General features: G+C 62.5%; 21 protein-coding genes. 13 read left to right on the top strand and 8 right to left on the bottom strand.

The window, feature by feature from the left end; translation table 11 throughout:
* The first annotated feature begins 61 nt into the window (after window positions 1-61).
* Together AC02Y0_RS02340 and greA are read left to right on the top strand one after the other, a co-directional pair.
* Complete coding sequence (locus AC02Y0_RS02340; protein ID WP_102018470.1) at window positions 62-1,081, top strand: LacI family DNA-binding transcriptional regulator; 1,020 nt, start codon at window positions 62-64, stop codon at window positions 1,079-1,081.
* 116 nt (window positions 1,082-1,197) lie between these two features.
* The gene (greA, locus tag AC02Y0_RS02335) at window positions 1,198-1,680 is read left to right on the top strand and encodes a transcription elongation factor GreA (protein WP_476382113.1); all 483 of its coding nucleotides are present in this window, start codon (window positions 1,198-1,200) and stop codon (window positions 1,678-1,680) included.
* A gap of 294 nt (window positions 1,681-1,974) precedes the next feature.
* Here greA and xylA read toward each other — a convergent pair whose 3' ends face one another.
* The 5 genes from xylA to AC02Y0_RS02310 form a co-directional block, all read right to left on the bottom strand.
* Entirely contained in the window at window positions 1,975-3,285 is a 1,311-nt protein-coding gene (gene xylA, locus AC02Y0_RS02330) for a xylose isomerase (protein ID WP_476382111.1), read from the bottom strand.
* A gap of 205 nt (window positions 3,286-3,490) precedes the next feature.
* The gene (xylB, locus tag AC02Y0_RS02325; protein ID WP_476382109.1) at window positions 3,491-4,939 is read right to left on the bottom strand and encodes a xylulokinase; all 1,449 of its coding nucleotides are present in this window, start codon (window positions 4,937-4,939) and stop codon (window positions 3,491-3,493) included.
* 23 nt (window positions 4,940-4,962) lie between these two features.
* A complete protein-coding gene (locus AC02Y0_RS02320; protein WP_476382107.1) occupies window positions 4,963-5,988 on the bottom strand; it encodes a LacI family DNA-binding transcriptional regulator in 1,026 nt (341 codons plus the stop codon).
* 168 nt (window positions 5,989-6,156) lie between these two features.
* Window positions 6,157-7,740 carry a DHA2 family efflux MFS transporter permease subunit gene (locus tag AC02Y0_RS02315; protein ID WP_476382105.1) on the bottom strand — a complete coding sequence of 528 codons (1,584 nt, stop codon included), beginning with the start codon at window positions 7,738-7,740 and terminating at the stop codon, window positions 6,157-6,159.
* A gap of 33 nt (window positions 7,741-7,773) precedes the next feature.
* Window positions 7,774-8,958 (bottom strand): HlyD family secretion protein, encoded by a 1,185-nt coding sequence (locus AC02Y0_RS02310; protein ID WP_476382103.1) that lies wholly within the window; start codon window positions 8,956-8,958, stop codon window positions 7,774-7,776.
* A gap of 157 nt (window positions 8,959-9,115) precedes the next feature.
* On the opposite strand from AC02Y0_RS02310, the gene AC02Y0_RS02305 reads away from it, so the two are divergent.
* The 5 genes from AC02Y0_RS02305 (at window position 9,116) to lysS (ending at window position 16,169) form a co-directional block, all read left to right on the top strand.
* Window positions 9,116-9,802 carry a TetR/AcrR family transcriptional regulator gene (locus tag AC02Y0_RS02305; RefSeq protein WP_476382101.1) on the top strand — a complete coding sequence of 229 codons (687 nt, stop codon included), beginning with the start codon at window positions 9,116-9,118 and terminating at the stop codon, window positions 9,800-9,802.
* A 112-nt stretch (window positions 9,803-9,914) separates the two neighbouring features.
* Window positions 9,915-10,673, top strand: coding sequence for a TerC family protein (locus AC02Y0_RS02300; protein ID WP_476382099.1), 759 nt, complete (start codon window positions 9,915-9,917; stop codon window positions 10,671-10,673).
* 143 nt (window positions 10,674-10,816) lie between these two features.
* Window positions 10,817-12,586 (top strand): SLC13 family permease, encoded by a 1,770-nt coding sequence (locus AC02Y0_RS02295; protein WP_476382097.1) that lies wholly within the window; start codon window positions 10,817-10,819, stop codon window positions 12,584-12,586.
* A 457-nt stretch (window positions 12,587-13,043) separates the two neighbouring features.
* On the top strand, window positions 13,044-14,501 hold the full coding sequence (gene gltX / locus AC02Y0_RS02290; protein WP_476382095.1) for a glutamate--tRNA ligase: 1,458 nt from the start codon (window positions 13,044-13,046) through the stop codon (window positions 14,499-14,501).
* 171 nt (window positions 14,502-14,672) lie between these two features.
* Window positions 14,673-16,169, top strand: coding sequence for a lysine--tRNA ligase (gene lysS, locus AC02Y0_RS02285; RefSeq protein ID WP_476382093.1), 1,497 nt, complete (start codon window positions 14,673-14,675; stop codon window positions 16,167-16,169).
* Between the two features lie 108 nt (window positions 16,170-16,277).
* Here lysS and AC02Y0_RS02280 read toward each other — a convergent pair whose 3' ends face one another.
* Window positions 16,278-16,685, bottom strand: coding sequence for a tautomerase family protein (locus tag AC02Y0_RS02280; RefSeq protein WP_476382091.1), 408 nt, complete (start codon window positions 16,683-16,685; stop codon window positions 16,278-16,280).
* 100 nt (window positions 16,686-16,785) lie between these two features.
* Here AC02Y0_RS02280 and AC02Y0_RS02275 point away from each other — a divergent pair, with 100 nt between their 5' ends.
* Window positions 16,786-17,676, top strand: a complete 891-nt coding sequence (locus AC02Y0_RS02275; RefSeq protein ID WP_476382089.1) for a LysR substrate-binding domain-containing protein — start codon at window positions 16,786-16,788, stop codon at window positions 17,674-17,676.
* A 43-nt stretch (window positions 17,677-17,719) separates the two neighbouring features.
* Here AC02Y0_RS02275 and AC02Y0_RS02270 read toward each other — a convergent pair whose 3' ends face one another.
* Window positions 17,720-19,237, bottom strand: a complete 1,518-nt coding sequence (locus AC02Y0_RS02270) for a hypothetical protein (RefSeq protein WP_476382087.1) — start codon at window positions 19,235-19,237, stop codon at window positions 17,720-17,722.
* A gap of 247 nt (window positions 19,238-19,484) precedes the next feature.
* On the opposite strand from AC02Y0_RS02270, the gene AC02Y0_RS02265 reads away from it, so the two are divergent.
* The 5 genes from AC02Y0_RS02265 (at window position 19,485) to arsA (ending at window position 24,851) form a co-directional block, all read left to right on the top strand.
* Window positions 19,485-20,372, top strand: coding sequence for a metal ABC transporter substrate-binding protein (locus AC02Y0_RS02265; RefSeq protein ID WP_476382086.1), 888 nt, complete (start codon window positions 19,485-19,487; stop codon window positions 20,370-20,372).
* A complete protein-coding gene (locus tag AC02Y0_RS02260; protein WP_476382084.1) occupies window positions 20,369-21,256 on the top strand; it encodes a manganese/iron ABC transporter ATP-binding protein in 888 nt (295 codons plus the stop codon). Before AC02Y0_RS02265 ends, AC02Y0_RS02260 begins: the two co-directional genes overlap by 4 nt.
* The gene (locus AC02Y0_RS02255) at window positions 21,237-22,145 is read left to right on the top strand and encodes a metal ABC transporter permease (RefSeq protein ID WP_476382083.1); all 909 of its coding nucleotides are present in this window, start codon (window positions 21,237-21,239) and stop codon (window positions 22,143-22,145) included. The genes AC02Y0_RS02260 and AC02Y0_RS02255 overlap by 20 nt, the downstream gene beginning before the upstream one ends.
* Window positions 22,142-22,999: a metal ABC transporter permease gene (locus tag AC02Y0_RS02250; RefSeq protein WP_476382081.1), complete on the top strand. Its 858-nt coding sequence runs from the start codon at window positions 22,142-22,144 to the stop codon at window positions 22,997-22,999. Before AC02Y0_RS02255 ends, AC02Y0_RS02250 begins: the two co-directional genes overlap by 4 nt.
* An 82-nt stretch (window positions 23,000-23,081) precedes the next feature.
* A complete protein-coding gene (gene arsA / locus AC02Y0_RS02245; RefSeq protein WP_476382079.1) occupies window positions 23,082-24,851 on the top strand; it encodes an arsenical pump-driving ATPase in 1,770 nt (589 codons plus the stop codon).
* A 15-nt stretch (window positions 24,852-24,866) separates the two neighbouring features.
* Here arsA and AC02Y0_RS02240 read toward each other — a convergent pair whose 3' ends face one another.
* A complete protein-coding gene (locus AC02Y0_RS02240) occupies window positions 24,867-25,763 on the bottom strand; it encodes a DMT family transporter (protein ID WP_476382077.1) in 897 nt (298 codons plus the stop codon).
* Window positions 25,764-25,831 lie beyond the last annotated feature (68 nt).

Raw genomic sequence — 25,831 nt, 5'->3', positions numbered from 1 at the left:
CAGCGGCAACAGGAACGGTAAGGTCTCCAACGATTCCATGCGGATAGGGGGATGGAGCCGCGTGCCGAATTCAGCACCAGCAACGATCGAGGATGTGGCGCGCATCGCGGAAGTGTCGATCGCGACGGTGAGCCGTGCGATCCACACGCCCGACAAGGTGGCGAAATCCACGCGGCAGCGGGTGAACCAGGCCATCGCCATCACCGGCTACACGACCAACGCCATGGCACGCTCGCTGCGCATGGGCCGGTCGAACATGATCCTGATCCTTGCTCCCGATATCGGCGACCCCAACTTCTCATCGACCCTGATCGGCCTCGAAAACGAGGCCCGCGCCCATGGCTATGGCGTCTTGATCGGGCACACCCAGAACGACCCGGAACGCGGCCTCGAATACCTGAAATTCCTGAGTTCCGGCCAGGCAACAGGCCTGGTGCTGTTCACCGGTCACGAGCCCTTCGGCCACCAGGTGCTTGGCCAGCGGCTGCCGCCGTCGGTGGCCGTCTTCGAACCGGTCTTCGGCTCGAAGATCTCCTATGTCGGCGTCGATGATGTGGCAGGAGCCCGGAAGGCCGCCGAACACCTGCTCTCGGCCGGCCACCGCTCCATCGCCTTCATCGGCGACAGCAAAACGAGGCTCGGCCACCAGCGCCGCCGCCAGGGCTTCGATATCGCGCTGGATGCCGCCCGCATTCCGCCCAATCAACGCTTCGTGCTGGAAGGCGAAGGCACCATCGAAAGCGGGCGCCTCGCCGTCGAACAGCTTTTCATGCGCGACCAGCTTCCCTCCGCCTTCATGTGCGTCAACGATGCCACGGCCGTCGGCGTATTGAACGGCCTCACCGCCCGCGGCTACGATCTGCCACACGACTTCTCCGTCATCGGTTTTGATGACGTGCCCCAGGCGACCTATGTGAACCCCGCGCTCACCACCATCCGCCAGCCCCGCACAGCCATCGGCCGCCAGGCCATGTCACTGCTGATCAAGTCGCTGGGTGACCGCACGATGGAACGCCAGGAAATCCTGCTGATGCCGGATCTGATCGTGCGGGGGTCTGTGACGGGGCCGGCCAGGCGCTGAGCAGGAATAGCGCGATCTGGTTACGCCACGGACCTATCGGTCATCTGGGCCGTTGACCTATATCCCCTTTATTGGCAGATCAAAGCAAAGAGCTGCCCAGCCATTGGATTACGCTTATGAGTGTCGCTTTCACCAAAGAAGAGAGTTCGGAAACCGCAGCAGAACTCCACCTGCCGGACCGTCCGATCTCGCAGCACCCGAACTTGGTGACGGCGCGAGGGCTGGTGCAGCTTGAGGCCGAAGCGGAAGAGGCCCGCATCACCTATCTCGCGGCGCAGTCGGTGGAGGACGTCAACGAGCGTCGTCGCCAATCGGCCGTCCCCTATCGTGACCTCAAATACCTGACGGAGCGGCTGCGCACCGCGCAGGTCATCCCGGAGCCCGAAACCAACGCTGTCGTCGCCTTCGGCAGCAAGGTCACCTTCGAGCGAGACGATGGTCGCGTCCAGACCTACCGTATCGTCGGTGAGGACGAGGCCGATCCGAAGGCCGGCTCGATTTCGTTCGTTTCGCCTGTCGCAGCCCGCCTCATGGGCAAAAGCGTCGGTGACGTTGTGACTGTCGGCGACCAGGAATTGGAGATCACGGCCATAGCTTAAAGGCCGGTCGTCAAGCAACGCCTTCCCCGCCGTCATCATACCCGAGGCCTGCAACGGACGTCGCAAATCCGCCAACGTCGTCATCCTCGGGCTCGTCCCGAGGATCCACTGCTGCCTGCTGCAAACTCGACCCTCCTGGCGACCGCGGCTCCCGCCCAGCATTCCTGAGAAGTCTGAACCGCAGCCACCCGCGACAGATCCTCGGGACAAGCCCGAGGATGACGACCGGCAAAGTAATGCGAATGGCCGGGACGCTTTCGCGCCCCGGCCCTTGTCTCATCAGAAAACCCGAAATCAAACGTAGCGGTTGACCACGTTTTCCAGCAGTTCCTGCTTGCCGGAAACCGGCTGCGGGTTCACGTTCTTGGCTTCGACGCGAGCAGCGATGGCGTCGAGGCTTTCCTCGCCGCGCAGCATCTTCTGGTTCTCGGCCTTGTCCCAGCCGGCGTAACGGCTGTTGAGCGGTCCCGACAGGGCCTTGTCCTCGACCATCTTGGCAGCAGCCTTCAGGCCACGGGCGCAGCAGTCCATGCCGCCGATATGACCGATCAGCAGGTCTTCGGCGTCGAGCGACTGACGGCGCAGCTTGGCGTCGAAGTTGGTGCCACCGGTGGTGAAGCCGCCGGCCTGCAGAACCTGGTAATAGGCCAGTGCCATCTCCGGAACATTGTTCGGGAACTGGTCGGTATCCCAGCCGGACTGGTAGTCGTTGCGGTTCATGTCGATCGAGCCGAAGATGCCGAGCGCATTGGCAAGCGCCAGTTCGTGCTCGAAGGAGTGGCCGGCGAGGATCGCATGGCCCTGCTCGATGTTCACCTTCACCTCGTTCTCGAGGCCGTAGCGCTTCAGGAAGCCGTAGACGGTGGCGACATCGTAGTCATACTGATGCTTCGACGGCTCCTGCGGCTTCGGCTCGATCAGGATCGCGCCCTTGAAGCCAATCTTGTGCTTGTATTCGACGACGAGGTTGAGGAAGCGACCCATCTGGTCGAGTTCGCGGGAGAGATCGGTGTTGAGCAGGGTCTCGTAGCCTTCACGGCCACCCCACAGCACGTAGTTCTCACCGCCGAGACGCTGGGTCGCGTCGAGGCAGGTCTTCACCGTCGCAGCGGCGAACGCGAAAACGTCAGGATCCGGATTGGTGGCCGCACCCGACATGTAGCGGCGATGCGAGAACATGTTCGCCGTGCCCCAGAGCAGCTTGACGCCGGTCTCTTCCTGCTTCTTGGCGAAGTAGTCGACGATCTCGTTCAGGTTCTTGGTGTTCTCGGCAAAGCTGTTACCCTCAGGGCGAACGTCGGCATCGTGGAAGCAGTAATACGGCGTTCCGAGCAGCTGGAAGAATTCGAAGGCGACATCAGCCTTCAGCTTCGCAGCATCCATCGTGTCCTTGAACCACGGACGCTCGAAGGTGTTGCCGCCGAACGGGTCGGTGCCCGGCCAGACGAAGGTGTGCCAATAGGCAATCGCAAAGCGCAGATGGTCTTCCATGCGCTTGCCGAGGACGACTTCGTCCGGATTGTAATGGCGGAAGGCCAGCGGATTGGTGCTACCTTCGCCTTCATATTTGATCTTCTGGATATTGCCGAAGAAACCTGTGCTCATGGGTAGTCCTCCTTGGTGTGTTGTTTCTAACCTCCCCTTGAGGGGGAGGGTCGGACCGAAGGTCCGGGGTGGGGTGATTGCCGTGCAGCCCCTCATCCGCCTGCCGGCACCTTCTCCCCGTGAACGGGGAGAAGGGGACGCGCCGCCGCCCTTTCAGTCCCCTCTCCCCGCTTGCGGGGAGAGGGTCAGGGTGAGGGGCAAATCTTCAAAGGCCCCGGATCGCCGGATACAGCGCCCGGTAACGCCCGTAAGCCGTCTCGTAAGCACCCGTCAGTGCCTTAACCGGCTCCACCGTCTCCGCCGTCTGCGGTGCCGTGCAGACCGACAGCGGATCCGCACCCGTCGCCGCAATCAGCCCGAGGCGTGCCGCCCCGAAGGCGGCACCAAAGTCGCCGTCGGCGGGAATGTCGACGGGCATGTCGAGCGCGGTGGCAATCGAGGACAGCCAGTAGCGCGAGCGCGAGCCGCCGCCGATCGCCGTGACACGGCTGATCGAGGTGCCAGCAGACTTCAGCGCCTCCAGACTGTCGCGGATCGCGAAGGTCACCCCTTCCAGCACCGCCTGCGTCAACACGGCCCGGTCGCTCTCATGGCCAAGCCCGATAAAGGCACCACGGATCTTCGCATCGTTATGCGGCGTGCGCTCGCCCGAGAGATAGGGAAGGAAGGTGACGCCCGTCGGAGCCTTCAGGGCATCGCCCAGTTCACCGGTCAGCTCTCCAGCCGACTTGCCGGTGACACCCGAATGCCAGTTCAGCGCATCGGTGGCCGACAGGATGACACCCATCTGGTGCCAGGTACTGGGGAGAGCATGGCAAAACGCATGCACGGCGCTTTCCGGCTTCGGCAGATAGGAAGCGTTGGCGGCAAACAGCACACCCGATGTACCCAGAGAGACGAAGGCCTGACCTTCGGCGACCGTGCCCATGCCGCAGGCCGAGGCCGCATTGTCCCCTGCCCCGCCGGCAATCACGACGTCGGATCCCAAACCCCATTTGGCCGCAAGTTCGGCACGCAGCGTACCGGCGCGATCCGTCCCCTCGACGAGACCGGGCATCTGCTCGATCGTCAGTCCCGTGGCGTCGAGCAGTTCCGTCGACCAGGCCCGCTTGCCGGTATCAAGCCAGCTGGTGCCAGCCGAGTCGGACATGTCAGAGAGATATTCCCCCGTCAGCCAGAAGCGCAGGTAATCCTTGGGCAGCAGCACCTTCGCGACCTTGGCAAAGGTCTCTGGTTCGTTGTTCTTCACCCAGGCGAGCTTCGGTGCGGTGAAGCCGGGGAAGACGATGTTGCCGGTCAGCGCCCGGAAGCGCGGATCGGCATCGAGGGCTGCTGCTTCCGCATGGCTGCGCGTATCGTTCCAGAGAATGCAGGGCCGAAGCACCCGCCCCTTGGCGTCGACAAGCGTCGCACCATGCATGTGGCCGGACAGGCCGATGCCCCGAACCGCTGCCAGCTCCTTGGGATGCGCTGCCTTCAGCGCTGCGATCGCCTCTTCCGTCGCATGCAGCCAGTCGCCCGGCGCCTGTTCAGACCAGCCGGGATGCGGCCGCTGCACGGTCAGCGCCGCATGACCAACGCCGATCACCTGCTGGGCGTCGTTGATCAGCATCGCCTTGATGCCGGATGTGCCGAGATCCAATCCGAGATACATAGGAGTCCTCCATTCCTCTGCCTTCAGGGCAGATTGTCCTTCAAGAATATGTCGATACGAATGCGCTCCTGGTCGGCAACAACCGGCAGCCCATCGGCCTTGGCCTTCAGGACACGGATCGCACTGCGCACCTCGTGTCCCGCATCCTGATTCAGCACGGCGTCGATCAGCCCCGATTGCAGCGCACCGCGCGTTGTCTCGGTCAATTCATGGGCGATGACGACCGGACGCCGCTCGGCCGGCACGCGTTCCAGCGCCTTGACGAGGCCGCGATTGCCGGCGCCCAGGCTGTAGAGGGCGACGATGTCATCAAGCCCGGAGAAGAGTGCCGCAACCAGCCGCTCGACGACGGCAGGATCGTCTCGGCCCTCAAGCACCGGCAAAAGCTCCAGCGTCGGGAAGTCCCGCGCCATGACGGAGGCGAAGGCCTCGCAGCGTTCACGATGGTCGCGCACCAGCATCGAGCCGGCAAGCACCGCAACCTTGCCCTGACGACCGCCTGCAAAACGACCAAGCAAACTGGCGGCCGTGCGCCCGGCCGCCGCGTTGTCGATGCCGGCATAATGGTCGCGCTCCGTGCCGGAGAGATCCGACACCAGCGTGACCAGCGGAATCCCGGCGGCGATGACCTCGGATGCAGCGGCCGCCACTTCAGGCGCATCGACGGCAACGAAGGCGATGCCGGCCGGCTGCTCGGCCGCTGCATCTCTCAACGCCTGGGCAAGCGCTGCGACGTCAAAGGCCGGCACATCAACCAGGCGGATCGCGATCCGCTCGACGCCCGCGCGGTCCCGCGCCTCGTCGAGCGCGAGCCGCAGGCCCCGCATGAAGGAATTGTCGTTCGAGGGAATGAGGAAGGTCAGCGGATAGGTCCGCCCCTTGGCAAGATTGGCCGCCGCCACGTCGCGCACGAAGCCAAGTTCGTGCACAGCCTTGTCCACCTTTTCACGGGTCCGCGCGCTCACCCCCGGCCGCCGGTTCAAAACCCGGTCGACGGTGGCGAGGCTGACGCCTGCATGGCTCGCGATGTCGTGGACTGTCGGCTTCATTCTCTCCTCCGGCGCCGTTCCTACACCACCTCATGAGGTACGTAAATCAGAAACTGATGTACGTACCTCTTTTACAGACAAAAAAAGAGGCCGCCCCGAGTTGGGACGGCCGAGATCTGGAGATCGATTTAGAAACTGGACCGCGAAGCTTATGCGGGCATGGAGATGTCAGTGACCGGCGCCTGCAGGTGCGGCACCCTGCGGCTTCTTCAGCAGCAAGACCAGGAACACCAGAGCAATGAAGAGAACGGTCAGCCCCATGAATACGTCCATGAAGGACAGGAGCCAGGCCTGCTGCGTCACCACGCCCGACAGCTTCTTGATCGCAACCGCTGTCCCGTCGAGGCCATAGCTGTCGTAATTCGCACCGACGCTTGCCAGCCAGTCGAGCGCTGCCTTGTTGCTCCAGGAAAGCTGCTCGGAGAGCCGCGCATAATGGTCGTCGGTCCTCTGCGTCAGCATGGTGTTGATGATGGCGAGCCCGACTGCCCCGCCAAGGTTGCGGGTCAGGTTGAAGAGGCCCGAGGCATTCTTCATCCGGTCGGGCGGCAGCGTGCCGAGCGCCAGATTGTTGATCGGCACCATGCAGATCATCAGCGAGCAGCCGCGCAGGATCTGCGGCACGAGCAGCTCGTAGAAATCCCAATCCGCCGTGATGCCGGTCATCATGTAGGTGCCGAGCGCGAAGCCAGAAAAGCCGATCATCATCATCACGCGCGGGTCGAGCTTGTTTGACAGCATGCCCGCGACCGGCGCCGTCAGGAACATCGCGGCACCCGACACGAACATGGTCTCGCCGATCATCAGCGAGTCGTAGCCCCGGATGCGACCGAGATAGAGCGGATAAAGATAGGTGAGCCCGTAGAGACCAACCCCCATGACGAAGGAGAAGAGCGAACCGAAGGCAAAGTTGGCATTCGAGAAGGCCCTGAGATCGACGACGGGCAGTTCGACCTTGAACACCCGCCAGAAAAAGATGGCCCCGCCGATGACCATGGCGACCGTGCCCATGACGATGTGGTGGTCGTTGAACCAGTCCTTGTTGTTGCCCTCCTCCAGAACGAACTCCATCGTGCCGAGGAAGACCGCCATGGAGGCAAGCCCCCACCAGTCGAATTTCTTCAGCAGCTTGAGATCCGGCTTGTCGAAATTGATCAGGCTCCAGGCGGCAGCAGCCACCAGCATGCCGGGAATGACGTTGATCAGGAACAGCCAGTGCCAGGACATCGCATGGCTGATGTAACCACCGATCGTCGGACCGATTGTCGGCGCCAGTGTGGCAACAAGACCTACCATCGGCGAGACGATGTTGCGCTTGGACGGCGGGAAGATGGTGAAGGCCGCGGCAAACACCGACGGGATCATGCCACCACCGATAAAGCCCTGGATCGCCCTGTAGACGATCATCTGCTCGATATTGGTGGCGGTCGCACACAGCGCACTGGCAAGCGTGAAGCCGGCCGCACAGACGGTAAACAGCACCCGGGTCGACACGATCCGTGCGAGCACGCCCGACAAGGGGATCATGATGACTTCGGCGATCAGGTAGGAGGTCTGCACCCAGGCGACCTCGTCGGAACCGGCCCCAAGGCCGGCCTGGATCTCCGCCAATGACGCCGAGACGATCTGGATGTCGAGGATCGACATGAACATCCCGAAGACCATTGCCAGGAAGGCAAAGACGCGTCTCGGATCCATCCGCTCCTCGGCGGGCGCCGAGGCAGCGATGTCCTGTGTGGTGATTGCGGCCATGACACGGCCCTTTCGATAACGACTGCCGGTGGTTTACTTCGCGGCAAGCGCCCGGCCGTCAGGGGCCGTGCGGGTGTCGACGTCGACGATGACGCTCAGGCCGGCGCGCAGATGGCCGCCGGCAAGCGCGTCTTCAGGAAGAGCAATGCGAACAGGCACGCGCTGAACGACCTTGGTGAAATTGCCTGTGGCGTTTTCGGCCGGCAGCATCGAGAAGATGGCACCGGAGGCCGGAGCGATAGAGGTCACCGTGCCTTCGAGCGGCTGATCACCATAGGCATCCACATGGATCGCGACCTTGGAGCCAGGGACCAGATCAGCGATCTGCGTCTCCTTGAAATTGGCTTCGATATAGAGCTCGCTGGTCGGAACGAGAGCTGCGAGCCGCTTGCCGGCGGAGACGAGGTCACCGGCCTGAACCGCGAGATTGCCGATCACGCCGTCATAAGGCGCCTTGAGAACGGTAAAGTCGAGGTCGCGCTTGGCCTTGTCGATCGCCAGCTGCTGCAGGCGCACCGTGCTCAAGGCCTCTTCGCGCTGCGCCTTGAGGAGCGCGAGATTGGCTTTCGCGGAAGAAACTGCCGCCTGCCCGGCCACGAGATTGGCGCGTGCCTGGTCGAGCGATACCTTGGCGTTGTCGAGATCAGCGGTGGTGCCGACGGACTTGGAGGCAAGGTCGCTCGCCCGATTTGCGGTGATTTCGGCGCCGCGCGCGGCCGCTTCGAGCGCACCGAGCTGGGCTTCGGACTGCGCCACGCTCGCCTCGCCGCCGATGATCTGCGCATCGATGCGCTTGACCGACAGTTCCGCGCTTTCCTTGTTGGCGAGCGCCTGCTCATAGGCAATCTGATAGTCGCCGCCATCGAGCGTCACGAGCGGGTCGCCGGCATGGACGATCTGATCGCTGGTCACATTGACCTTCTCGACATAGCCGGACACCTTCGGCGAGATGATGGCGATATCACCTTCGATATAGGCATCCTCTGTCGACACCATGAACCGACCCTCGGTCCACCAGCCGTAACCATACCAAGCCGCGCCGCCGAGGAGTGCTGCAAGGATCACCGGGAGAACCGGGCTGCGCTTCTTCGCCTTCGGGGCGTCCGAGATGGACGGTGTAGGGACCCCGGTATCCGTTTCAGTTGCGGGCGCGGCCTCATTCCGGTCGACTGGAGTGGAATTGGAACGAAGGGCGGTGGATCTTTGCGTCGCTGACATGATACGGACCGGGGATTGGTTTAATTTATTCGAACTGAACCGTTCGGTTCGATTGACATATAGCCTTTGCTAACGCATATCAAGGCATAGAAACGCGGATTTTCAGCGAAGATCCGATTGGGTTAATAGTCTTGAAGGCAGAATGCCGAGGCAGAGGATGAAACAGGAAGAGATCACAATAGCAGCCCCCGAGGGTTGCGGTGGGGTCGGCCGTTTCGCAGCGGGCGCAGACCCCGTGAAGCGAGGCCAGATCCTGGACGGCGCGAAGCGCGTCTTCATGAAGCTCGGCTATGACGCCGCAAGCATGAATGACGTGACCCGCGAGGCGGGCGTGTCGAAGGGCACCATCTACGTCTATTTCCAGAGCAAGGAAGATCTGTTCGGTGCTCTCGTGGAACGGGAAAAGAGCGCATTCGATGCCGCCATCCGGCAGATCCTTGAAGAAAGCGCCAATGTCGAGGAAGGCTTGCGCCGATATGCGCTGGCCCACGCGCACTTCATTCTCGACACGGAAATGATCCCGACGATGCGCATCCTGATGGGCGTGCTCGATCGCATGCCGACGCTCTGTCAGCGCTTCTTCGCCTCGTCACCGACGAACATCAAGGTTCTGCTGCAGGACTATATTGCGGCTGCCAACGACAAGGGCGAACTGGAAGTCGAGGACACGGATCTCGCTGCCCGTCAGTTCATCGACATGTCGACGGCCGGCTATTTCAAGAAGCGCCTGTTCAACGACATTCCCGTGCGCCCCGCCGAAACGGAAATCGCACGCGTGGTGGAGTCAGGCCTTCGCATGTTCATGAACTTCTACGGCCCGAAAAGCACCGAAGCCCGCGGCTGATCATCGACGGAACTTTGTTCCGATCTCGGACTTTAAATCGCTGCTTGCCATTCCCCGGGATATGTCTCATGTCCTAGGTCCCCCATCCGTTTGATCAGCACGGAAGACATTAATGGAAAATATCAGCGTTCTCCTCCAGGACCCCGCCGCCTGGGTCGCACTCGTGACGCTCGTCGTCATGGAGATCGTTCTCGGCATCGACAACCTCATCTTCATCTCGATCCTGACCAACAAGCTGCCCGCAGAGATGCGCGAAAAGGCCCGCCGCATCGGCATCGGCCTTGCGCTCGTCATGCGCCTGGCCCTGCTCGGCACCGTCGCCTGGATCGTCCAGCTGACCACGCCGGTCTTCGAGCTCTTCGGCCACGGCTTCTCGTGGAAGGACATGATTCTGATCGCCGGCGGTCTCTTCCTCGTCTGGAAGGCAACGAAGGAAATCCACCATGCCGTGGACCCGGTCGACAAGGAAGAGGACTTCATCGCCTCGACAGCATCGACGACCTTTGCCAGCGCCATCGGCCAGATCCTGCTGCTCGACCTCGTCTTCTCGATCGACAGCATCATCACCGCCGTCGGCATGACGCCGCATGTCCCGATCATGGTCGTCGCCGTGGTCGCGGCCGTCACCGTCATGCTCGTGGCAGCTACCCCGCTTGCCAACTTCATCGAGAAGAACCCGACCATCGTCATGCTGGCTCTGGCCTTCCTCATGATGATCGGCACGACGCTCATTGCCGAAGGCATGGGCTTCCATGTGCCGAAGGGTTATGTCTACGCCGCGATGGCCTTCTCGGCCTTGGTCGAAGTGCTCAACATGTTCGCTCGCCGCAAGCGCGAGCGTGACCGCGCAGCCAAGACCGCGGTGCATTGAGCTCTAGCTGAATTGAAAAGAAGGCCTGTCGTTAGATGGGCCTTTTTTTATCTGCAGCGATCGCGCCGGAGCCGATCGGCTCTTGCCGGAATTGCTGTCAGCGCTTACGCCTTCATCGACCATCCGCATTTGGCCGGAGCCCAATGACATACGAGCAAATCCTCGCCTTCGGCCTCATCGCGGTGATGATGGCCGCCTTTCTCTGGGAGAAGTTTCGCTACGACGTCGTGGCCTGCGTGGCGCTCGTCGCCGCGGTCGTTCTTGGGCTTCTGCCGGCAGCCGATGCCTTTTCCGGCTTCTCTGACGACCTCGTCATCATCGTCGGCAGCGCATTGGTGGTCAGTGCGGGTGTTGCCCGCTCCGGCGTGGTGGATCTCGCCATCAAGCGCTTCTTCCCGGCGCTGACATCGCTACACGGCCAGATGCTGCTCCTGCTGGTCACCGTGACCGTGCTCTCGGCCTTCATCAAGAACATCGGCGCCCTCGCCATCATGATGCCGGTGGCCTTCCAGTTCGCCCGCAGATCGAGCGTCCCACCATCCGTCTTCCTGATGCCCATGGCCTTCTCCGCCCTGCTTGGCGGCTTGATGACGCAGATCGGCACCTCGCCGAATATTGCCGTCTCCCGCCTGCGGGAAGAGCTGACCGGCCAGCCCTTCACCATGTTCGACTTCACGCCGGTCGGCGCAACGCTCGCCGCAGCCGGTATCGTCTTCCTGATCTTCTTCTACTGGCTCGTGCCGCGCCGCGAGAACCAGAATCCGTCGCTGCAGGAGGCACTCGAAGCCTCGAGCTTCGCGACGGAAGCCATGATCACCCGCCAGTCTCCCTTCGTCGGCAAGACGCTGCATCACCTGCTGCAAACGTCCCACGGCGAGGTGACGGCCTCGGCCATCCTACGTGGCCAGACCCGTCTGTCGCCCTTCCCGGATGTCCTGCTGCACGAGGAGGACACGCTTCTCCTGGAAGGACCGTCCGAGGCTTTGGACCGTATCGTCTCGCAAGGCAATCTCAGCCTGTCCGGGAACACGGATGGCGACCGCAAGCGGCGTGGCGACATCTCCTCCGTCGAGGCTGTCATCGGACGTGGCTCGCCGCTGATCGGTCAGACGACCAGCGAGCTGTCATTGGTCCACACCTACGGCGTCAACCTTCTGGCCGTCAGCCGCCAGGGCAAACGCATCCGCGAGCGCCTCGGCCAGTTGACCCTACGCTCGGGCGACGTCGTGGTGCTCCAGGGCCTGCGCCAGCAGATGCCGTCGATCCTGACAGAACTCGGCTGCCTGCCGCTCGCCGAACGCGAAATCCTGCTCGGCACCAGCCGCAACATCTTCATCCCGCTGGCAATCCTGGTCATCGCCATGGGCGCAACCGCGCTCGGCCTGGCGCCTGTCGCCATCGCCTTCTTCGCCGCAGCCCTTGCCATGGTCGCGTTCGGCGTCATCCCTGTGAGCGAGGTCTACCGCGCTGTCGACGGACCGATACTGGTCATGCTGGCCGCCCTGATCCCCGTCGCCGATACGCTGCGCACGTCAGGTGGCAGCGACGTCATTGCCGGCTGGCTCAACGCAGTGGCTGGAGGGATGCCCGCCTGGGGTGCTGTAGCAATGATCCTGCTGACCGCCATGGCCGTCACACCCTTCCTCAACAATGCAGCGACGGTTCTCGTCATGGCCCCGATCGCTGCAAGCTTCGCGACCGGCCTCGGCTACAAGCCGGAGGCCTTCCTGATGGCAGTTGCCATTGGTGCAGGCTGCGATTTCCTCACCCCCATCGGTCACCAGTGCAACACGCTGGTCATGGGCCCCGGCGGCTACCGCTTTTCGGACTATCCAAGGCTTGGGCTTCCCCTCTCGATCCTCATCGTCCTGGTCTCGGTCCCGGCCTTGCTGATGGTCTGGCCGGTCAGCTGATCCGGCTAGGCCACGGAAAACGCGCACAAAGAAAAACCTGCGTCGGCGGACGCAGGTTTTCCTTGGGGGCGGGGACTTGGGGAGAGCACAGGCCGGACGGTTAAGGGGCTCGCCTGCCATTTCGTTGGCCACGGATAGAAACCGGAAAAACTCCCGTGTTCCCCATATCCCGTCGCGTCCGGTTGGCACGGCCTGCGCTCTGCCATAAGAACGCCGGATCCGGCCCCAGGTTCCGGCTCTCCCAAAAATTTTTTGACGATTTTTTCAATGCCGCTCGAAAGGCCGGTTTCCGTGGTTTTTCTTGACGCACGGCCCTGAATATGGCCTAAGGCCACGCTGTGGAACAGGCGGCGCCAAGGTGCCGAACTCCGTTCTCACCGGCCCTTACCGGCAGCCTCACAATTTCAAGATCCGGCGCTAAACTGCCGATCATCCGCACGCACCACGAGCTTTACCCATGACCAAGTCCGGCGTCCGCGTCCGCATTGCACCATCCCCGACCGGCGAGCCCCATGTCGGCACCGCCTATATCGCGCTGTTCAACTACCTCTTCGCGAAGAAATTCGACGGCGAGTTCATCCTGCGCATCGAGGACACCGACGCGACCCGCTCGACTGCGGAATTCGAACAGAAGGTTCTGGACGCCCTGAAGTGGACCGGCCTCACCTGGTCGGAAGGCCCCGATGTCGGCGGCCCTTACGGCCCCTATCGCCAGTCCGAGCGCAAGGACCTCTACCGCCCTTACGTCGACAAGATGCTCGACAATGGCGGCGCATTCCATTGCTTCTGCACACCGGAACGGCTTGAGAGCATGCGCGAAGCGCAGCGCGCCGCCGGCAAGCCGCCTGGTTATGACGGCCACTGCCTGCACCTGAAGGCCGAAGAAGTGACTTCCCGCGTTGCTGCCGGCGAGCCACATGTCATCCGCCTGAAAGTGCCGAGCGAAGGCTCCTGCGACTTCCACGACGGCGTCTACGGCGACGTGTCGATCCCGTGGGAAAGCGTGGACATGCAGGTGTTGCTCAAGGGCGATGGCATGCCGACCTATCACATGGCCAACGTCGTCGACGACCACATGATGAAGATCACCCACGTCGCCCGCGGCGAGGAGTGGCTGGCTTCCGTGCCGAAGCACATCTTGATCTACAAGCATCTCGGTCTCGAGCCGCCTGTCTTCATGCACCTGTCGCTGATGCGCAATCACGACAAGTCGAAGCTGTCGAAGCGCAAGAACCCGACCTCGATCTCCTATTACTCGGCCCTCGGCTACCTGCCGGAAGCCCTGATGAACTTCCTCGGCCTGTTCTTCATCCAGATCGCAGAAGGCGAAGAGCTGCTGTCGATGGAAGAGCTGATCGCCAAGTTCGATCCTGACAACCTGTCCAAGGCCGGCGCGATCTTCGACATTCAGAAGCTCGACTGGCTGAACGGCCGCTGGCTCCGCGAGAAGCTCTCGCCGGAAGACTTTGTCGCACGCGTGCGCGACTGGTCGATGGAAAACGATCGCCTAGTCGAAGGCCTGAAGCTTGCCCAGAGCCGCGTCACCAAGCTTGGCGAAGTGCCACCGCTTGCCGGCTTCCTGCTGGCCAACGACGTCGGCCTGACGCCCGCCTCCTTTGACGGCCTGAAGACCAGCCCGGCCGAAACACTCGAAATAGTCACCACCGTTCAGGCGGATCTTGAAAAGATCCTCGAATGGAATGTCACAACCATCGAGGAAGAGCTGCGCGCGATCTCCGAGCGCATGGAAAAGAAGCTCCGTGTCGTCACCCCGCCCCTCTTCGTCGCCGTCTCCGGTAGCCAGCGCTCGCTGCCGCTGTTTGACTCGATGGCGCTGCTCGGCCGCTCGGTCGTGCGCCAGCGGTTGAAGGTGGCGATCCAGGTCCTGACCGCGATGGCGGGTGCGCAGAACTGATTTGAAAGAGTGCCCCTCATCCGCCCTTCGGGCACCTTCTCCCCGTGAACGGGGAGAAGGCCACGACGGCGAACTTTGGCACAACGTCTCCTCTCCCCGCTTGCGGGGAGAGGGTAGGGTGAGGGGCAAAGACTTACGGCAGAGGCCAGAGGCCGCCACAGGAACCACACGATGACCGAACAGACCACCGAAACCGCCCTCTCCTCCGACCCGACGGAAGTCCGCCGCCAGAAACTCGCGCTGTTGCGCGAACAGGTCGGCGATGTCTATCCGGCGCATTTCCAACGCACGATGACGAATGCGGAATTTGCCGAGAAATACGCAGGGTTGGAACTGGACGAGACGTCTGACGACATCATTACGGTGGCCGGCCGCGTCTATTCCTCGCGCAATTCCGGCATGTTCATGGACATCCATGACGCCTCGGGCAAGATCCAGATCTTCTCCCACAAGGACACGACCCCGGAAGAAGCCCGCGCGCTGTTGCCGATGATCGACCTCGGCGACATCATCGGCGTCAAGGGCCAGGTCCGTCGTACGAAGCGTGGCGAACTGACCATCAACGCCCATGAAATCACCATGCTGACCAAGACGCTTCTCCCCATGCCGGAGAAGTATCACGGTCTCGCCGACATCGAGCTGCGCTACCGCAAGCGCCACCTCGACATCCTCACCAATGAGGAATCCAAGCTCCGCTTCCAGCAGCGCTCGAAGATCGTCTCCGGCATCCGCCGCTTCCTCGAGGGCGAAGGCTTCCTGGAAGTCGAAACCCCGATGCTGCAGACCGTCTACGGCGGCGCAACGGCCGAGCCCTTCAAGACCCACCACAACACGCTGAAGATGGACATGTATCTGCGCATCGCGCCGGAACTGTTCCTGAAGCGCACGCTGGTGTCGGGGCTCGCCGACAAGGTGTTCGAGGTCAACCGCAACTTCCGCAACGAAGGTGTGTCGACCCGCCACAATCCCGAATTCACCATGATGGAATGCTACTGGGCCTATGCCGACTACGAGGACATGATGGGCCTCGTCGAGCGCATGTTCGAGACGCTCGCCATCGGCATCCACGGCACGACCGACCTCACCTTCGGTGACAAGCAGCTCTCCTTTAAGGGCCCGTTCAAGCGCGTGCCCATGCCCGACGCCGTCAAGGAAGCAACCGGCATCGACTTCCTTTCAATGAAGACCGACGAGGAAGCCCGCACCGCCGCCAAGGCCGCAGGTTTTGCCGTCGAGAAGGACTGGACCTGGGGTGAATGCCTGGCCTTTATCTTCGAGGAAAAGGTCGAAGGCACGCTGATCCAGCCGAGCCACGTCACGCATTTCCCGAAGGACATCTCGCCGTTTGCCAAGGAAGTGCCGGGCGAGCCGCGCCTCGTCGAGCGTTTCGAGACCTATTGCAACGCCTGGGAAGTCGGCAATGCCTTCTCCGAACTGAATGACCCGGAAGAGCAGCGCAAGCGCATGGTCGAGCAGCTCGAACAGGCCCATTCGCGCGGCGAAAAGGACAAGCAGCTCGACGACGAATTCCTGGATGCGATCGATCAGGGCATGCCGCCCGCCGGTGGCCTCGGCATCGGCGTCGACCGCCTGATCATGCTTCTGACCAACGCCCCGTCGATCCGCGACGTCATCCTCTTCCCGGCGCGCCGCAACCGCAACGACTGAGCGGTCACATTCGACGGCAGGCGCTTCGGCGCCAGTTCAAGACAAAAGCGCTCGCAGCCGACAGACTGCGAGCGTGACCTGAACGGCAGGATCGGGCGATGACGCCCGTCAGTTGTCTGCGCCGCGCTGCTGCGCGATCGCCATGGCAAAAACACCGTTCCCAACACTCCAGTCCGAATAATCATTTTCATGCATGAAGATGAAAACATCTTTCGGGGAGACCTCCGCGCGAGTTTCGAGATTGCGCGCAATCGCGGCATAAAGCGCCTTTTTCATCGCATCGCTTCTCCCGCGCCGCATCGTAATTTCCACCACCACGACGGCATCCGAGCGCGCGATGCCATTGAAGCGACGATCAAAGAAGAACTCACCGTCACGGTACTCGCTGACCAAGTTAAACAGCTCGTCTTGCGGCATGCCAATGGCCTCGACCAGCGCATCGTGAATGCCCTCCACGATATGGCGCTTGCGCGCAATTTCGGTTCCATGGGGCAAAGCAGTTCGGATGAAGGGCATAGAACAACCTCTTGTACGTGCTGAAGATTGTTGCGAAATATCACACAGATAAGGCCGCACATATTGACATCTGGCCCGCATGTTTGTGACTGTGGCTCACATGAATCACAGGAAAAATCTGCCCATTGCCGCGCTGCGCGCCTTTGAGGCTGCGGCCCGCCATGGAACCCTCACAGAAGGTGCCGAAGAGCTCGCCGTCACCCATGGCGCCGTGAGCCGCCATGTCAGTCACCTGGAAGCGGTAATCGGAACACCGCTGTTCGAGGGGCCGCGCAACCGTCCAAGACTGACGGCTGAAGGACGTGTTTTCGGCTTTGCCCTGACAAACGCCTTCGATCAGATCGAGGATGCACTACGCCTCGTTTCGAAAGGCGATGACAGCATTCTGGACGTTGCCTGCCTGAGCACCTTTGCAATCCGCTGGCTGGTTCCGCGACTGCACGACTTTACCACCAAGCATCCACAATACGATGTGCGGCTCGCGACAGACGACCGGTCGCCGCGCAGCCCCGTCGATGTTCAGATCCTGATCCTTGAACCCGGCACTGAGATTCCGATCGACTGTTCACTGCTGTTTCAGGAAAAACTCGGCCTCGTCTTCGCGCCCTCAGTTGCGCCTGAGACAAAGCTTGATGCCGCGGCCTGGGCAGGCGAACTGCCACGCTTGGAAACGCGCACCCGCCCGCATGTCTGGCATGAATGGGCGCGCCTGGTGGCGCAAACTTCCCCGGACAGTCCTAGACCGTCACGAACGTTCGACCATTATCACCTGACCATCGAGGCCGCTCTGAACGGTCTCGGCGCGGCGGTAGTCCCGTGGCATCTGGTCGCGACGGATGTCGGCTCAGGTCGACTGGTGGCCCCATCAGGCTTTCACCCGAGCGACTATCGATATGCTGTGAAAGTGGCGCGCAAGGGTCGTCGCAAGACGCAGCATTTCCTGGATTGGCTTAAGACCGCCATCGCGGAATTTCCAGACCCTATGGACTGACGAACGCGCCCCGCCTTTTAGCCGGGACGCCGCGAAAACGCTGTCAGTGATCCGCCTTGGCGTGTTCGTCACCCTTGGTGTTGGCCTTGGGCGGCAGAACGGCCTCGTCCTCGGCCGGAACTGTCGCAGCACCATGCTCTTCCGGCTTGGTTGCCGGCACGGCAGCACCCGCACCCTCTGGCGCGATCGGCTGTGCCCGCATCTTCTCCAGCCAGGCAGCCCCGTGGTCGGCGCTCTTGGCACCATCCGAACCCTCGGCGGGCTTGGCTTCAGCGGCAACATCCGCGACGGGCGCCTCTTCCTCGGAACCGCCAAGCCCAACGATGCTCTTCAGCGATGAGAACCAGCCGTCGCCTTCGGAGGGCGCCTCTTCGGCCACCGGCGTCTCACCGGCAGCAGCGTCATGGCCTGCGGCTTGTTCGACCGCACCGTCGTGGCTGTTTTCATCCGCGCTATGGGCCGCAGCCTCATCAACAACGGCGGGGTTCTCTTCGGTATGCACGACCTGTTCTGCCCCATGCTCGGGCGCAGCCGCATGAGCCGCATCGGCAGCCGGTTCCTCACCATGCGCGGCAGGATCCGTGGCAGCATGATCGGTCGCCGCGTCTCCTCCATGGGTCTCGGCAGAACCTGCATCTCCATGCGCAACAGCAGCCGGCTCCGCGTGATCCTCGGCCGGCGCCTCGTGACCCTCGGCCACGGCACCATGGCCATCGGCGGGTGCCGCATGGCCATCCGCCGGTACGGCGTGTCCTTCGGCAGGCGCTTCATCGCCGCCGAGACCGACCATGCCCATCAGCGAGGCCATCCAGCCCTTGTCTTCCTCGGCACCGTGCTCGGCGACCGGAGTTTCCTCACCGTGTTCACCATCAGGCGCATCGCCATGACCCTCGGCATCACCCTTGGCATCCGTCTCGCCATGCCCTTCGGCCGGCTTCTCGCCATGGGCATCCTCGGCGCCATGAGCCGGCGCCTCTCCGTGACCATCGGCGGCCTTCTCGCCATGGCCCTCGCCTTCCGGCACCAAGCCTTCGGGCTTCACGCAATCCGTCTGATCGTTGAGCTTGGCGACAAGCGCCTGAATATCGGCTTCGAGCATGTCGACACGCTCGCCGAAGAACTCGCCATTCGGCGCAGCAAGGCCATCGGCATAACGGGCCGTCAGCACACGCGCCGACATTTCCTGGGGCACATGGCTCGGGTCCGGCACATAGATGACGTCAGCCCCGACCGCACGACCACGCATGCCCGAGCGGTCCTTCGGGCCGGTGGCATCGAGTACGACGACCTGCACCAGGTCGGCCTTCTTCGTTTCCTGCAGGGTCTTTGCCACGCGCAGCGCCGTCTTGACGCGGGTCAGCCCGTCGCCGGGTTCATTGGTGGTAATGAATTTGCGCACCCAGAAGCGATCTTTCTTCCGGATCTCGACCGTTTTGACTTCGGTGCATTCAAGCCCGTTCAATTCGGCATAGGAGGGGCCGAGCAGCTTGTCCGCGCCGATATAGACGGCAGCGGCACCCGTGCCGCCAAGGGTGACCAGCACCCCGCCCAAAATGAGCATGAGCTTTCGTGAAAGGTGGATCTTCGGCACCTTCACGCTTGGAACTCCGCCATGACACCGTCCCGACTGTTTACGCAATACTGAGGTCGACCATAGCCCCCTTCTCCTTGCGGAACCTTTAACCCCGGCTTTCCAGTTCCGGCACAGATCACGGAAAGCTTTTTGCAAATGATTTGCAAAAGCGTTGACATCAGCGCGGAGCGCGATAGGTTTTAATGAGAATGACTTGCAAGAACAGGAATAGACCATGGTCTCAAAGCTTGCCTGCCGTCTTTTCGCCCTGGCGCTCCTGCTGCCAGGGACAGCTTTTGCCGACGACAAGCTGAAGGTCGTCACGACTTTCACCGTGATTGCCGATATTGCCCAGAATGTTGCAGGCGATGCCGCAACCGTCGAAAGCATCACCAAGCCCGGCGCGGAAATTCACGGCTACCAGCCCACACCGCGCGACATCCTCAAGGCCCGCGACGCCAATCTGGTTCTGCGCAATGGCCTTAACCTAGAAGCCTGGTTCGAGAAATTTCTCGCCAATCTCGGCGACGTGCCGACCGTCACCGTCAGCGATGGCATCGAGCCGATCAGCATTGCCGGCGGCGCCTATGACGGCAAGCCCAACCCGCATGCCTGGATGTCGCCGGAAAACGCGCTGATCTACGTCGAAAACATCCGCAAGGCCCTGACCGATCTCGACCCCGCAAACGCCGCGATCTACGAGGCCAATGCGAGGACCTATTCGCAGAAGATCAGCGCCGAGATCGAGCCGATGAAGGCGGAAATCGCCAAGATCCCGGAAAACGAGCGCTTCCTGGTAACGAGCGAAGGCGCCTTCTCCTACCTCGCCCGCGATCTCGGCATGAAGGAACTCTACCTCTGGCCGATCAATGCCGATAGCCAGGGCACGCCCCAGCAGGTCAAGGCTGTCGTTGACCAGGTGATCGAAAACAAGATCCCCGTCGTATTCTCTGAGAGCACTGTCTCCGACAAGCCGGCCAAACAGGTCGCGGCGGAAACCGGGGCACGCTACGGGGGCATCCTTTATGTGGACTCCCTCAGCGAGCCTGATGGCCCGGTCCCGACCTATCTGGATCTCTTGAAGGTGACGGTATCGACCATCGTGAAGGGATTTGCCGGATGATCATGGGATCGGGCGCAAGACGCAATCGCGAAGGGATCGCCGCAGAGGATGTGACGGTCACCTATCGCAACGGCCACACGGCCTTGCGCCATGCGAGCTTTGCAATCCCACCCGGAACCATCACGGCCCTTGTCGGCGTCAACGGCGCCGGCAAGTCCACCCTCTTCAAGGCGATCATGGGCTTCGTGCCGGTGGCCTCAGGCGAGATCCGCGTGCTCGGCATGAGCGTCAAACAGGCACTCAAGCAGAACCTCGTCGCCTATGTGCCCCAGGCGGAAGAAGTCGACTGGAACTTCCCCGTTCTCGTCGAAGATGTCGTGATGATGGGCCGTTACGGCCACATGAATTTCCTGCGCATCCCCTCGAAGCGCGATCACCAGCTCGTTGACGAAGCGCTTGCCCGCGTGGGCATGGGCGATTACCGCAAGCGCCAGATCGGCGAACTCTCCGGCGGCCAGCGCAAGCGCGTCTTCCTCGCTCGCGCGCTTGCCCAGGAAGGCCAGGTGATACTGCTCGACGAACCCTTCACCGGCGTCGATGTCACCACCGAGGAGCAGATCATCGGTCTGATGAAGGACCTGCGTGCAGAGGGGCGCGTCATGCTGGTCTCCACCCACAATCTCGGCAGCGTGCCCGACTTCTGCGACCGCACCATCTTCGTCAAAGGCACGGTCATCGCCTCCGGCAAGACTGAGGATACCTTCACCGAGGCGAACCTGAAGACCGCCTTTGGTGGCGCGCTGCGCCACTTTGTGCTCGCCGGCCGCGACCTGCACGACGACGATGACGGCCGCGAGGTCACCGTCATCACCGACGACGAACGCCCCTTTGTCATCTATGGCCAGCCGAAACCGGGAGCCGCCGATGCTCGCGACCCTGGTTGAGCCCTTCACCTACGACTACATGCGCAACGCCATCCTGGTGAGCGCACTCGTCGGCGGCGTCTGCGGCTTCCTCTCCGCCTATCTGATGCTGAAAGGCTGGTCGCTGATCGGCGATGCGCTCTCTCATGCCATCGTGCCGGGCGTTGCCGGTGCCTATATGCTGGGCCTGCCCTTTGCTTTTGGTGCGTTCATGTCCGGCGGGCTCGCAGCGCTCGCCATCCTCTTCCTCAACCAGCGCACCAAGCTGAAGGAAGACGCGATCATCGGCCTGATCTTCACCTCCTTCTTCGGCCTTGGCCTGTTCATGGTCTCGATCTCGCCCGTCTCGATCGACATCAAGACCATCGTGCTCGGCAATATCCTCGCCATCACGCCGGCCGATACGCTGCAGCTCATCCTGATCGGCGGCGTCAGCCTCCTCGTGCTGACACTGAAGTGGAAGGACCTGATGGTCACCTTCTTCGACGAGAACCACGCCCGCTCGATCGGCCTCAAGCCCGAACGCCTCAAGGTGATCTTCTTCACTCTGCTTGCGGCCTCCACCGTTGCCGCCATGCAGACCGTCGGCGCCTTCCTCGTCATCGCCATGGTCGTAACGCCAGGCGCCACAGCCTATCTGCTGACCGACCGCTTCCAGCGTCTAATCATCATGGCACTTGCCATCGGTGCCGGCACCAGCTTCGTCGGTGCCTATGCCAGCTACTTCCTCGACGGCGCGACCGGCGGCATCATCGTCGTCCTGCAGACCCTGATCTTCCTCGCAGCCTTCCTCTTCGCCCCGAAGCACGGCTTGCTCGCCGCCCGCAGCCGCGCCCGCGAAGCGTTGGAACCGATGCCCTCCGCATCGACGGCAGAACCGCACCGTCTGCCCGAGGAGCGGCCCGCATGAGCGAAACCCTCGAACTCGCCCTCCTGCCCTTCCAGCTTCCCTTCATGCAGTCGGCCTTTGTGGTCACATTGATGATCGCCATCCCCATGGCACTCCTCTCCTGCCTGCTGGTGTTAAAAGGCTGGTCGCTGATGGGCGACGCAGTCTCCCATGCCGTGCTGCCGGGCGTGGTCATCGCCTATATCGCCGGTATTCCGCTGGCGATCGGGGCCTTTATCGCCGGTCTCGTCTGTGCGCTTCTGACCGGCTTCATCAAGGAGAACAGCCGCATCAAGGAAGACACGGTGCTGGGCATCGTCTTTTCCGGCATGTTCGGCCTCGGCCTGGTCCTCTATGTCCAGGTCCAGAGCTCGGTGCATCTCGACCACATCCTCTTCGGCGACATGCTGGGCCTCCTGCCCTCGGACCTCATCGAGACCGGCCTGATCGCCCTCTTCGCCGCCGCATTCCTCGTTGTCTTGCGCAAGGATCTTCTGGCCCATGCCTTCGATCCGCAGCACGCCCGCGCCATCGGCCTGTCTGTCCGTCTCCTGCATTACGGCCAGCTCGCCGTGCTCTCGCTGGTCGTCGTCGGCGCCCTAAAAGCGGTCGGCATCATCCTCTCGGTCGCTATGCTCGTTGCCCCCGGCGCGATCGCCTTCCTGCTCACCAAGCGCTACGCAACGATGCTGGTGACGGCCGTGATCGTCGCTGTCTCGTCTTCGCTCGCGGGCATCTATCTGAGCTTCTTCATCGACAGTGCCCCCGCCCCGACGATCGTGCTGATCATGAGCGGCATCTTCATCCTCGCCTTCTTCCGCACGCTCTGGCAGGCCCGCAGCGTCAACCGCATCGCCGCAGCAGGAGACATCTGATCACCCTGCCACTTGGCATGAATCAAGTCCGCAAGGGCGATGGCGGGCTAGGGTCATTCCATCAACGCGAGGATGGACGCCCATGTCGACGATGAAACTTCTTCAAAAACCCACCCGCCACCTGTTCTTCACCGGCAAGGGTGGCGTCGGCAAGACCTCGCTCAGTTGCGCGACGGCCATCGCGCTCGCCGACCAGGGCCTGAAGATCCTGCTCGTCAGCACCGACCCCGCCTCCAATCTCGATGAAATGCTGGGGCTGGCGCTCGGCAGCGATCCGACAGCGGTGCCCGGTGTGCCGGGCCTGTCCGCGATGAACATCGACCCGGAGAGCGCGGCAGAAGACTATCGCCAACGTGTGCTGGGACAGATGGGACCTGATGCGACCGACAAGGACCGCGCCACCGTGCGCGAACAACTGTCAGGCGCGTGCACCACAGAGATTGCCGCCTTCGACGAATTCGTCGGCCTGCTCGCCGATGACAACCCGCGTTTCGACCACATCGTCTTCGACACCGCGCCGACCGGGCATACCCTGCGGCTGCTCAGCTTGCCAAAGGCCTGGACCGGCTTCCTGGAGACCAATGAGCGCGGCGCCTCCTGCCTTGGGCCCCATTCCGGACTGAAAATGCAGGAAGATCGATTCCGCACGGCGCTGGAATGCCTCGGCGATCCCGCCCGCACCACCATCGTGCTGGTAACACGCGCCGATCGCGGCGCGATCCGCGAAGCCGCCCGCACCGCCGGAGAGCTCTCCGAACTCGGCCTTTCCAACCAGATGCTCGCCGTCAACGGCCGCTTCACGCCGACGGATCCGAACGATCCTGTGGCGAGCGCCTTCGCGGCAGAACAGAGGAAGGCGCTGAGTGACCTACCAATCGCTCTCGCATCGCTGCCCCGCGACGAGGTCGGACTTAAACCCTTCGACATGGTGGGCTTCGACGCCCTGCGCGCACTGCTGTCCGAGACGGCCCTCGCGCCTCCTGCCGATACCGCAGACGACACCGTCGAAAGCCTGGCCCTTCCCCGTCTCTCGACGCTGGTCGATGAAATCGCCGCAAGCGGCAAGGGCCTTGTCATGGTCATGGGCAAGGGCGGTGTCGGCAAGACCACGGTCGCCGCCGCCGTCGCCGTCGGGCTTGCCGCCCATGGCCATACGGTCCACCTCACCACGACAGACCCGGCGGCCCATCTGTCCTTCGTCGTCGGTGCCGCCGCCATGCCAGGCCTGACGGTCGATCGCATCGATTCGGAGGCGGAGACCAAACGCTACATCGACAAGGTCATGGCGACCAAGGGCCGGGATCTCGATGACGCCGGTCAGGCCTTGTTGCGCGAGGATCTTGCCTCTCCCTGCACCGAAGAAGTCGCCGTCTTCCACGCCTTCTCCCGTGTCGTCGGCGAAGCCCGATCAAGCTTCGTGGTGATCGACACCGCGCCCACCGGCCACACGCTGCTGCTGCTCGATGCGACAGGCGCCTATCACCGCCAGATGACACGCCATATGGACGACAACGCTCCCGGCCGCATGGTGACACCGCTGATGCGCCTGCAGGACCCCGCCTATACGCGCGTCCTGCTGGTCACCCTGCCGGAGACGACACCGGTCTCTGAAGCATCAGCGCTTCAGGACGACCTGCGCCGCGCCGGCATCGCGCCCTATGGCTGGGTGGTCAACAAGTCGATGGCGATCACAGGCACCCGCGATCCGCTCCTGCGCGCCCGCATCCGGGGCGAAAAGGCGCAGATCGAACGGGTGAAACGCGATTGCGCAAGCCGTGTCTATGGCCTGGACTTCCGCCCGATCGCACCGGTGGGGCTGGAAGAACTGAAACGGATCGCTGATGAGGAATAAGACCTCCGGAGCGTCTTAGACCCGCGCCTCTTCCTCGGCGCGCTTGGCGCGGCGCGACACCACCCATTCCCGCCAGACGGTGAAGAGACCCGCACCGACGACGATGACGGCACCCACCACCGTATTCCAGCGCAACACTTCGCCGAACACCGTCACCGCGATCATAGCACCCAGCACCAGCTGCCAGTAGGAGATCGGCTGGACGATGACGGCATCGAGGTTTTCATAGGCCTTGATCAGCGCCAGATGCCCGACAATGCCGGTGCAGCAGAGGCCGATCATCAAGCCCCATCCAACAGGCGTGAACGGCGTCCAGAAGAAGGGACCAAGCAGGTTCGAGCCGATGAAGCCGACGATCGCCAGATAGAAGAAGCTGGTCGACGGCTGGTCGTCGCGACTGACGAGACGCGTGGCGATCCCGTAGATCGCGCCGAGCACCGCGCAGATCAGCGGCAGCCAGATATAGGAATTGAAGCCGTCGCCGCTGGGTGCCAGCATGATCACCACGCCGACAAGGCCGAAGAGGATCGCCGTCCAGCGCCGCCAGCCGACCTTTTCGCCGAGGATCGGCATGGAGAGGAGTGCCACGAAAATCGGCCCGGCCGCAAAGATCGCCTGGCTCTGGGCAAGTCCCACCTGCGTGAAGGCCACGATCGAGATCAGGATCTGCAAGAAGAGAATGAGGCCCCTGAGGATTTGCAGAAACGGCCGCTTCGTGTTGACCGCAACACTCAAGCCACCGGACGACCGCATCGCCAGAAACAGCGCGAAGGCGACGAAGGCCCAGTAGCGCACCATGGCCACCTGCACCGGCGAGTGGGTTTCGCCAAGATGCTTGGAAAGTCCGTCCTGGATGGCAAAGACGGAAAAGGCGAGGAAGGTGAAGATATAGCCGAGCGGCGTCGATTTCATGGGGCAATGGGAGCTTTGCACGAGGAGGGATCCGTGGACGAACCAACGGCGCGGGCGTAACGATCCTA

The organism is Allorhizobium sp. nf9_anc (assembly GCF_056323085.1).
The sequence above is the reverse complement of the archived record's forward strand: the minus strand, read 5'-3'. Positions and strand labels throughout refer to the sequence as shown.